The sequence below is a fragment of the Mycobacterium sp. genome, assembly GCF_035603715.1.
Taxonomy (GTDB): domain Bacteria; phylum Actinomycetota; class Actinomycetes; order Mycobacteriales; family Mycobacteriaceae; genus Mycobacterium.
This window is the reverse complement of the sequence record NZ_DATNJW010000199.1, coordinates 1-9409: the sequence shown is the minus strand read 5'-3', so window position 1 is coordinate 9409 and position 9409 is coordinate 1. Positions and strand designations below refer to the sequence as shown.

General features: G+C 64.3%; 8 protein-coding genes and 2 pseudogenes. 7 read left to right on the top strand and 3 right to left on the bottom strand.

Annotation, left to right across the window (positions count from 1 at the left end; genetic code table 11):
• The 3 genes from VN856_RS08575 to VN856_RS08565 form a co-directional block, all read left to right on the top strand.
• The coding region (locus tag VN856_RS08575) for a bifunctional MaoC family dehydratase N-terminal/OB-fold nucleic acid binding domain-containing protein (protein WP_325687999.1) at positions 1-852 on the top strand (852 nt) is incomplete at its 5' end.
• Positions 849-1259 carry a MaoC family dehydratase gene (locus tag VN856_RS08570; protein ID WP_325687998.1) on the top strand — a complete coding sequence of 137 codons (411 nt, stop codon included), beginning with the start codon at positions 849-851 and terminating at the stop codon, positions 1257-1259. The genes VN856_RS08575 and VN856_RS08570, both read left to right, overlap by 4 nt.
• On the top strand, positions 1249-2418 hold the full coding sequence (locus VN856_RS08565) for a lipid-transfer protein (RefSeq protein ID WP_325687996.1): 1170 nt from the start codon (positions 1249-1251) through the stop codon (positions 2416-2418). The genes VN856_RS08570 and VN856_RS08565 overlap by 11 nt, the downstream gene beginning before the upstream one ends.
• Here VN856_RS08565 and VN856_RS08560 read toward each other — a convergent pair.
• Entirely contained in the window at positions 2415-3596 is a 1182-nt protein-coding gene (locus VN856_RS08560) for a PE-PPE domain-containing protein (protein WP_325687994.1), read from the bottom strand. The genes VN856_RS08565 and VN856_RS08560 overlap by 4 nt on opposite strands.
• A gap of 228 nt (positions 3597-3824) precedes the next feature.
• On the opposite strand from VN856_RS08560, the pseudogene VN856_RS08555 reads away from it, so the two are divergent.
• Positions 3825-4664, top strand: a pseudogene (locus VN856_RS08555) (hypothetical protein).
• 67 nt (positions 4665-4731) lie between these two features.
• Here VN856_RS08555 and VN856_RS08550 read toward each other — a convergent pair.
• Both VN856_RS08550 and kstD read right to left on the bottom strand, forming a co-directional pair.
• Positions 4732-5592: a MaoC family dehydratase gene (locus VN856_RS08550; RefSeq protein WP_325687992.1), complete on the bottom strand. Its 861-nt coding sequence runs from the start codon at positions 5590-5592 to the stop codon at positions 4732-4734.
• A 1-nt stretch (position 5593) separates the two neighbouring features.
• Positions 5594-7276, bottom strand: a complete 1683-nt coding sequence (gene kstD, locus VN856_RS08545) for a 3-oxosteroid 1-dehydrogenase (RefSeq protein ID WP_325687991.1) — start codon at positions 7274-7276, stop codon at positions 5594-5596.
• Positions 7277-7349: 73 nt separating this feature from the next.
• On the opposite strand from kstD, the gene VN856_RS08540 reads away from it, so the two are divergent.
• The 3 genes and pseudogenes from VN856_RS08540 to VN856_RS08530 form a co-directional block, all read left to right on the top strand.
• On the top strand, positions 7350-8135 hold the full coding sequence (locus VN856_RS08540; protein ID WP_325687989.1) for a 2-keto-4-pentenoate hydratase: 786 nt from the start codon (positions 7350-7352) through the stop codon (positions 8133-8135).
• A gap of 10 nt (positions 8136-8145) precedes the next feature.
• The gene (locus tag VN856_RS08535) at positions 8146-9066 is read left to right on the top strand and encodes an acetaldehyde dehydrogenase (acetylating) (protein ID WP_325687987.1); all 921 of its coding nucleotides are present in this window, start codon (positions 8146-8148) and stop codon (positions 9064-9066) included.
• Positions 9063-9409: pseudogene (locus VN856_RS08530) on the top strand (4-hydroxy-2-oxovalerate aldolase); the annotation flags it as partial. The gene VN856_RS08535 and the pseudogene VN856_RS08530, both read left to right, overlap by 4 nt.

The following is a 9409-nucleotide window of genomic DNA, read 5'->3' as shown; positions in this document are numbered from 1 at the left end:
TGGGTCGAAGCCATCGGCGACACCAACCCCATCTATCGGGATGAGGACGCGGCCCGCGCGGTCGGTCACCCCGGAATTGTCGCCCCACCGGCCATGATTCAGGTGTGGACGATGTTCGGCTTAGCCGGCGAACGTCCGACTGATGATCCCATGGGCCCGATCATGAAGCTGATGGACGACAACGGCTACATCGGCGTGGTCGCAACCAACTGCGAGCAGACGTATCACCGGTACCTGCGACCCGGCGAGGAAGTCAGCATCTCCTCGGAGATGGGCGACGTAGTCGGACCCAAGCAAACCGGTCTCGGCGAGGGTTGGTTCATCAACCAGCACATCACCTGGCGCGTCGGCGACGAAGATGTCGCCGAGATGGGATGGCGGATACTCAAATTCAAGCCTGCTGACGGCGCTCCGGAGAATCCGGTGCCCGAGGACCTGGACGCCGACTCCATGATGCGGCCCTCGGAATCCAAGGACACAAAGTTCTTCTGGGATGGTGTCAAGGCGCACGAGTTGCGGATCCAGAAGCGGCCCGACGGCAGCCTGCAGCACCCCCCGGTGCCGGCCATCTGGCAGGACAAGGAAACTCCGACTGACTACGTGGTGGCCGGCGGCAACGGCACGGTGTTCAGCTTCGTGGTGCATCATGCCCCGAAGGTGCCCGGCCGCACGCTTCCGTTTGTCATCGCGCTCGTGCAGTTGGAAGAGGGCGTGCGGATGCTCGGCGAGCTACGCAACGTCGACCCCGCCACCGTGGAGGTTGGAATGCCGGTCAGGGCAACATATATCGACTTCCCCGCCAATGACGTCGGCCCGGCCTGGACGCTGTACGCGTGGGAGCCCGACGCATGAGCGCCCCGACAATAGAGGTCGGCACGAAGCTGCCGGAGCTGGTCTTGTACGGCGACCCGACGTTCATCATCTCGACCGCGATCGCCACCCGCGACTATCAAGACGTCCACCACGACCGGGACAAGGCACAGGCCAAAGGTTCCAAGGACATCTTCGTCAACATCCTCACCGACACTGGCCTGGTTCAGCGCTACATCACCGACTGGGCCGGCCCTTCAGCGTTCATCAAGTCGATCGGTCTGCGGCTGGGTGTGCCGTGGTACGCCTACGACACGGTTACCTTCAAAGGCGAAGTCACCGCCGTCGATGACGGGTTGATCACGTTGAAAATCGTTGGCAGCAATAGCCTTGGCGATCACGTCATCGCGAACGCGACGTTGACCATCGGGGGTTCTGATGCCCGGTGAACTTTCCGGCAAGGCAGCGATCGTCGGCATCGGTGCAACCGACTTCTCGAAAAACTCCGGCCGCAGCGAGCTTCGGCTCGCTGCCGAAGCCGTCCTGGACGCGCTCGACGACGCCGGTCTGACACCAGGTGACGTCGACGGCATGGTCACCTTCACGATGGACTCCAACACCGAGGTCGCCATCGCGCGGGCTACCGGCATCGGGGATCTGAAGTTCTTCTCCAAGATCCACCACGGCGGCGGCGCGGCATGCGCGACGGTCCAACAGGCGGCCATCGCGGTGGCGACCGGTGTCGCGGATTGTGTTGTGGCATACCGTGCTTTCAACGAACGCTCTGGTCAGCGGTTCGGTCAGGTGCAGCTTCGGTTGGTGGAGAACGCCGATTCCACCGGCGTCGACAACTCGTTCTCGTACCCGCACGGGCTGTCGACACCTGCCGCGCAGGTGGCCATGATCGCCAAGCGGTACATGCATCTGTCGGGTGCGACCAGCCGGGACTTCGGCGCCATCTCGGTCGCCGACCGCAAGCACGCCGCCAACAATCCCAAGGCGTACTTCTACGAGAAGCCGATAACGATTGAGGACCACCAGAATTCACGGTGGATCGCCGAGCCATTGCGGCTGCTGGACTGCTGCCAGGAGACTGACGGCGCGGTTGCGATCGTCGTCACGTCGGCAGAGCGGGCGAAGGATCTGAAGAATCGGCCCGCCATCATCGAGGGGGCGGCCCAAGGCTCGAGCCCGAACCAGTATTCGATGGTCAGCTACTACCGGCCGGAGCTCGACGGACTGCCGGAGATGGGCCTGGTGGGTAAGCAGCTGTGGTCGCAGTCCGGCCTGAAGCCAGCGGATATCCAGACCGCGATCCTCTACGACCACTTCACGCCGTTCACCCTGATTCAGTTGGAGGAGTTGGGATTCTGTGGGTGGGGCGAGGCCAAAGATTTCATCGCCGATGGTGCGATCGAGATCGGTGGTCGACTCCCGATCAACACCCACGGCGGCCAGCTCGGTGAGGCCTACATCCACGGGATGAACGGCATCGCCGAGGGAGTGCGCCAACTACGCGGCACCTCGGTGAACCCGGTGCCCGACGTCGAGCATGTGCTTGTCACGGCCGGCACCGGCGTGCCGACCTCGGGCCTGATCCTCGGCTAGGACGTGAATAGACCTCCGAGCGGACCGATAATGCCGAAGATGGGGTCGAGGATGAACTGTTGGATGCCGGTCGCCTCCAAGAGGCTGTCCAGCCCTTGCCCCAGTGGCGCCTCAAGGTCGAAGAAGGCAGTGAATGGGTTGAAATCAGCGTCGAGTTCGTTGACGACTTGATCGTAGGGCACGCCGATGTTGGCTTCCGTCCATGCCTCAGCGGATGCGAAATCACTTTCTATTTGGGTGAAGTCGGGCAGTTGCGCGCCAAAAAGTGCGAACGCGTTGTCGGCGCCCTGGACGACGCCGTTGGCGAATTCGAGCGTGAACGTTGCGGGGTCGATGGTGGGAATCAGCTCGGCCGGTGTCGGGTCACCGAAGGGGATGGACCGGTCGTAGCCGGCTTCGACGATGACTTGTAACGCGGGCTGGAAGATGTTGAGCACAGGTTCGGGTACGCCCAGGCTGCGCAATGGGTCGAGCAGCGGTAGCTCGGTGGTCGGAATGAAGTAGAACGTGGTGTCGCCGTCGACCTGTTTGACGACTTCGGTTGAGCCAAGCACATATTCGTCGGTGTACGGCCCGGAAAGCGGCTCCGAGGGTGGCCAGAGCGACGGTATCTCCTCGGGCAGCGGGCCATCGCCGTAGGCGGCGTGGGCGTAGACGATGCCGAGGAGGTCGTTGAGGTCGGCGATCGGGTTGATCGGGAACTGCGGGAAATCGGCGAATCCGTCGTACTGGTTAGCGATGTCGATGGTGGGAATACCGGCGTCGGTTGGGTTCTCGCCGTTGAAAAGGCCGATCCCGGGAACGACCAAACCGGTGAGCCGCTCGACCATGCCGCCGTTGGGCCGGTAGGGGTCGCCGAGCATCAAGAAGGTGACGTCGGGGTGCTGCCCAGCCTCCATGAGCTCGATCTTCTCGGCGACCACAATCTGCGCGCTCTGCGAATAACCCTCGACCAGGTAGGGATCGCCGGGGTAGTTCAGTTGCTGGGCGGCCATCGCAGCCTGCAGATCCGCCAGGCCTATCGGTGCCGAGGTGCTGGCATATGACGCGGGCGTGGCGACCGTCACCGGGGTGTAGTCGGCGTTGGTGGCTGGGTCGATGTAGTCGGTGACCATGGTGTCTTGCCAGAATTCGCTCGGCGTCGGCATGCCGGTGGCGCCCATCATCAATGCGTTCAACGGATCAGCGGAGTCGTCGGCCCGGGCGTTAGCTGTCGGTATCAGTGTCGCTGCGGCACACGCGAACAGCGCGATAGTCAGGAAACGGCAACAACACCTGTTACGTCGCATAGCGACCCCCGGGACAAAGTGACGGTCTAACCTTGCCTGAGAATTTCTCAGAAAACAAGAGTTATGGCTGGGGATGACCGATGTCGCGAATGGGATAGACCGTGCAAGGCTGCGGTGATGGTGGATCCGTTCGTCGGAAGCGAGGCGGTTGCGGCGGGGATCACGAGTCACAGTCAACTGCGGAGTCGCTACACACGCGTCTTCCGAGACATCTACGTAGTCAAAGGCACGGAACTCACGCCGGCGCTACGAGCTCATGCGGCGTGGCTCTGGTCTCGCCGGCGCGGCGTCGTCGCCGGTTTCTCGGCGGCAGCTTTGCACGGCAGCCGATGGATTGACGCCGCTCGGGCTGTCGACATCATCCACGACAATCGACACCCGCTCGCCGGGTTGCAGGTGTGGAGCGACAACCTGGCGGGCGACGAGATCACCGTTGTCGACGGCATTTCGGTCACAACCCCGGCGCGAACTGCCCTCGATCTCGCCTGTTGGTATCCGACGACAACTGCGGTCGCCGCGCTTGACGACCTCACCCGTGCGACCAATGTGAAAATGCCTGACGTGGAGTTGTTAATCGCTCGTTATCGCGGGCGACGTGGCATCGAGCGTGCTCGCACCTCGCTGGATCTTGTCGACGCGGGCGCGCAGTCACCAAAGGAGACGTGGCTGCGGTTGGTGCTGGTGCAGGCGGGACTGCCGCGGCCAGAGACTCAAATTCCTGTTTGCGATGACTTCGGTGATGCGCTCGCTTACCTCGACATGGGCTGGGAGAACGTCAAAGTCGCTGTCGAGTACGACGGCGAACAGCATCGCACTGATCGAAGGCAATACACCTGGGACGTCCGGCGTTCGTAAATCATTGAGCGTCGCGGCTGGATCGTCGTACGCGTGGTCGCAGGGGACCGGCCTGCCGAGATTGTGCGGCGCGTTCGCGCTGCGCGAGCCCGGCGACTGTGACACTGCAGTCATCGTCGAGCTCGACCGTGACCGTGGCGTCACACTCGAGGCGCAAACGCAAAGACCCCTAGGCCGGGACCAGCTCCACCCCGGTGAGCACGACGGCGTCTTCGCGAGCGGGCGCGGTGACGGTGGCCAGCAGTCGCCCGTCCTCTTTCCAGACGGAGGACTTCAGCGTCTCGCCCGGGTACGCGACGCCGGTGAACCGTGCACCATAGGAGCCGACGGCGCCCGCATCACCGTCGAGCAGCGCGTCGGTGAGCGCCTTACAGGTCATGCCGTAAGTGCACAAGCCGTGCAGGATCGGCCGCGGAAACCCTGCCGCAGCGGCGAATTCGGGATCGGAATGCAGCGGATTGCGATCGCCGCACAGCCGGTAGAGCAGCGCCTGCTGCGGCAGCACCGGGATGTCGAGCTCCAGGTCCGGCGCCCGGTCCGGTGCGGCCGTCGACGTGGACGACCCGCGGTCGCCACCGAATCCGCCTTCGCCGCGAGCGAAGATCGAACGACGCTGCGTCCACAGCAGCGTCCCGTCCGGTGCGGTCACTCGCGTCTCGGACCAGATCACCGCAGCCTTGCCCTTGTCCCAGATGTCGGTGAAGCGGGTGACGGCCTTCGCCGAGCCCGACGGCGGCAACGGCGCCGGCGCGGTGACCTGCTCGCTGGCGTGCAGAACTTTGCTCAGCTCGATGTCGATACCGGGAAACTGCACGGTTGGCGGCTTGGTGGCATGGAAGGTCGCGGCCACGTTGCCGAATGTCGGCAGCACCTGCGGTGTGTCGTCGATCAGGTAGCGCAGCTCGCGGGCATCCATCGGATCGGCGCCGGCGCCGAGTCCGAGGTGATAGAGCTGAATATCGCTGCTGCTCCAAGCGAATTCGATCGGCTCGAGCTCGGCGGCCAGCGCGACGTCGGGATCGATCGGCATGTCAGCGCTCTCCGGCGATGTGCAGGGCGGCCAGATAGCCGAAGGTCATGGCGGGGCCGATGGTGCCGCCCGGCCCGGGGTAGGTGTGCCCCATCACCGGAGCGCTCACGTTGCCCGCCGCGTACAACCCGTCGATCACGCTGCCGTCGTCGCGAAGCGCGCGGCCGTGCACGTCGGTGCGGATGCCGCCCTTGGTGCCCAGGTCGCCCGGAACCATCTTGGCGGCGTAGTACGGCGGATGGCTGATCTCGCCGAGGTTCGGGTTCGGCTTGTTCGTCGGGTCGCCGTAGTACCTGTCGTAGGCACTCTCGCCGCGGTGATAATCGGAATCGACGCCCGATCGCGCGAAGCCGTTGAAACGCTGGACCGTCGCGTTGAACTCCTCGACCGGCAGGCCGGCTTTGGCTGCCAGCTCTTCAAGCGTGTCCGCCTGAACGATCACACCCGACTCCGTCCACTTACGTGGAATACGTTGTCCTGGTTGCAATCCGGCGAAAATATAGCGATCGCGGTACTGCTGGTCGAACACCAGCCACGCGGGGATGTTCTCACCCGGTCCGGGCCCCTGGCCGTACTCACCGCCATACATGTGGTGGCACGCTTCGACGTACGGCATGGATTCGTTCATGAATCGCTGGCCGGACATGTTGACGATGATCGAGCCGGGAGAGTTGCGCTCCGACAATGCGAACCACGGCGCACCGACCAGTGGCACGGTCGGACCCCACCAGGCGTCCTCCATGATGTCGAGTGCGGCGCCGAGCTTTTCGGCGGCGAGAATTCCGTCGCCGGTGTTGGCTTTCGCGCCGACCGTCCACTCGGTGGTGATCGGCGCACGCTGGTACTTGACCCGCATCTGCTCGTTGTGCTCGAACCCGCCGCTGCCGAGAATCACGGCCTTTCGGGCTCGAATCAGTTGTGGCTCAGCGGCTTCTGACTTTTCAGTGTCGCGAACGTAGACGCCGCGGACTGCCCCGTCCTCGACGTAGAGGTCGGTCAGCGCGGTGTTGAGCTGTACCGGGACACCGGCCTTTTGGAGACCGATCCGAAGTGGCCCGATCAGAGCGCGTCCCATACCGACCAGGGCCTGACCGGTCGCCTTGGCCCACATGGTGCGTGCACCGACCTTGAGGCTGCGCAGCACGCCGCGCGGGTGACGCTTCAGCTGGTTCAGTCGCACGTAGTCCTGTTGCATCACAACGACATTGAGCGGGACCTTGCCGTACGGCGGTTCCAGCCCGGGCAGATCAGCACCGAGCTTTTTGGCGTTGAACGGCTTCGGCTCGATGGAACGGCCGCCGGCCCGACCACCCGGGGCTTCGGGGTAGTAGTCGGCGTATTGCGGCACCCAGCACATCTTCAGCGGCGAGTGCTTGAGCACGAACGACAGCATCTCGGGGCCGCGCTCGAGGTAAGTGTCGATCCGATGCGTCTCGACCACGTCGCCGATGATTCCGTGCAGGTAGGTGCGGGCCGCTTGCGCGGTGTCCTTGACGCCGTCGCGCTGCAGGATTTCGTTGTTGGGGATCCACACGCCGCCGCCGGAGCGTGCGGTGGAGCCGCCGTAGTGGGCGGCCTTCTCGATGACTATTGTCGAGAGACCCCGGTGGGCGGCAGCAAGGGCAGCCACCATGCCGGCGCCGCCGCTCCCGACCACGACGACGTCGAACTCCTGAGCTGTCATGTAGAACACGTTATAGAATTGCCGGGGCCGGGCGCTACTGCCCCGGTCAAACGAGTGAGGGGACTTCGGCGAAATGATCTCGGTAGCCGCCCGTGATGAGTTGGCCGCCGACCTCGCGCAGGCCGAGCGGAGCCGCCAACCGATCGCGCCGCTGACCACCGGGCACCCCGAGATCGACGTCGTCGACGCCTACGAGATCCAGCTGATCAACATCCGGCAGCGGGTCGCCGAAGGCGCCCGGGTGGTGGGCCACAAAGTGGGCCTGTCGTCGCTGGCGATGCAGCAGATGATGGGTGTCGACGAGCCGGACTACGGGCACCTGCTTGACGAGATGCAGGTCTTCGAGGACGTCCCAGTCAAGGCGAACCAGTACCTCTACCCCCGGGTAGAAGTCGAAGTCGGCTTCATCCTGGCCCACGACCTGCCGGGCGCGAACTGCACCGAAGACGATGTGCTGGCCGCGACCGAAGCGTTCGTGCCGTCCATCGAATTGATCGACACCAGGATCACCGATTGGAAGATCGCACTCTGCGACACCATCGCCGACAACGCGTCGTCCGCGGGTTTCGTGCTGGGCGCGGCGCGGGTGGCGCCGGCCGACATCGATATCAAGGCGATCGACGCGGTCCTGACGTCGAACGGCGAGAAGGTGGCCGAGGGTCGTAGCGACGCGGTGCTGGGAAACCCGGTGACAGCAGTGGCGTGGCTGGCCCGCAAGGTGGAAAGCTTTGGGGTGCGGCTTCGGGCCGGCGACATCGTGTTGCCCGGTTCGTGTACCCGAGCCATCGACGCTCGCCCTGGCGACAACTTCGTCGCAGATTTCGACGGCCTTGGGTCCGTCCGGTTGTCTTTCGAGTAAAGGAGCGTCCATGCCGTCGAAGATGAGTGTGGCCATCGTCGGATCGGGCAACATCAGCACCGATTTGCTCTACAAGCTGCTGCGCTCGGAGTGGCTGGAACCGCGCTGGATGGTGGGCATCGACCCGGAGAGCGAAGGTTTGGCGCGGGCTCGCAAGCTGGGACTGGAGACCACCCACGAAGGTGTCGACTGGCTGCTGGCCCAGTCCGAGAAGCCCGACATGGTGTTCGAGGCGACCAGCGCCTACGTCCACCGGGACGCGGCGCCGAAGTATGAAGCCGCCGGCATCCGGGCCATCGACCTGACGCCGGCCGCGGTCGGCCCGGCGGTGATCCCGCCGGCGAATTTGCGCGAGCACCTCGACGCGCCGAACGTCAACATGATCACCTGCGGGGGACAGGCGACCATTCCGATCGTCTACGCCGTTGCGCGCACCGTTGAGGTGCCTTACGCGGAGATCGTCGCGTCGGTGTCCTCGTCGTCGGCCGGGCCGGGAACCCGGGCCAACATCGACGAGTTCACCAAGACCACGTCCCGCGGCGTCGAGACCATCGGCGGTGCCAACCGCGGTAAGGCCATCATCATTTTGAACCCGGCCGAACCGCCGATGATCATGCGCGACACCATCTTCTGCGCGATCCCCGAGGATGCCGACCGCGACGCGATCGCCCGGTCCATCCACGACGTCGTCGCCGAAGTGCAGACCTACGTCCCGGGCTACCGGCTGCTCAACGAGCCGCAGTTCGACGACCCGTCGGTCCACTCGGGAGGTCAGGCTCTGGTCACCACGTTCGTCGAGGTCGAAGGCGCCGGCGATTACCTGCCGCCTTATGCGGGCAACCTCGACATCATGACCGCGGCGGCGACCAAGGTCGGCGAGGAAATTGCGAAGGAGTCGTTGTCGGCGACAGCGCAAGGAGCACAGGCATGAGTACTGACATCTTTTTCAACCCAATCTGGGACGTCCGGATGACCGACACGTCCCTACGCGACGGCTCTCACCACAAGCGTCACCAGTTCACCAAGGACGAGGTCGGCGCCATCGTGGCCGCGCTCGACAACGCGGGCGTGCCGGTCATCGAGGTGACGCACGGCGACGGGCTGGGTGGCTCGAGCTTCAACTACGGGTTCTCCAAGACGCCCGAGCAGGAGCTGATCAAGCTCGCCGCCGATACCGCCAAAGAAGCCAAGATCGCCTTCTTGATGCTGCCCGGCGTTGGCACCAAAGAAGACATCAAAGAGGCGCAGAACAATGGCGGCTCGATCTGCCGGAT

Bases quoted from the DNA above. Each gene is read 5' to 3' on its own strand.
- VN856_RS08540 (WP_325687989.1), top strand. From the start codon at position 7,350: ATGATCTCGGTAGCCGCCCGTGATGAGTTGGCCGCCGACCTCGCGCAG.
- VN856_RS08550 (WP_325687992.1), bottom strand. From the start codon at position 5,592: ATGCCGATCGATCCCGACGTCGCGCTGGCCGCCGAGCTCGAGCCGATC.
- VN856_RS08570 (WP_325687998.1), top strand. From the start codon at position 849: ATGAGCGCCCCGACAATAGAGGTCGGCACGAAGCTGCCGGAGCTGGTC.
- VN856_RS08535 (WP_325687987.1), top strand. From the start codon at position 8,146: ATGCCGTCGAAGATGAGTGTGGCCATCGTCGGATCGGGCAACATCAGC.
- kstD (WP_325687991.1), bottom strand. From the start codon at position 7,276: ATGACAGCTCAGGAGTTCGACGTCGTCGTGGTCGGGAGCGGCGGCGCC.
- VN856_RS08565 (WP_325687996.1), top strand. From the start codon at position 1,249: ATGCCCGGTGAACTTTCCGGCAAGGCAGCGATCGTCGGCATCGGTGCA.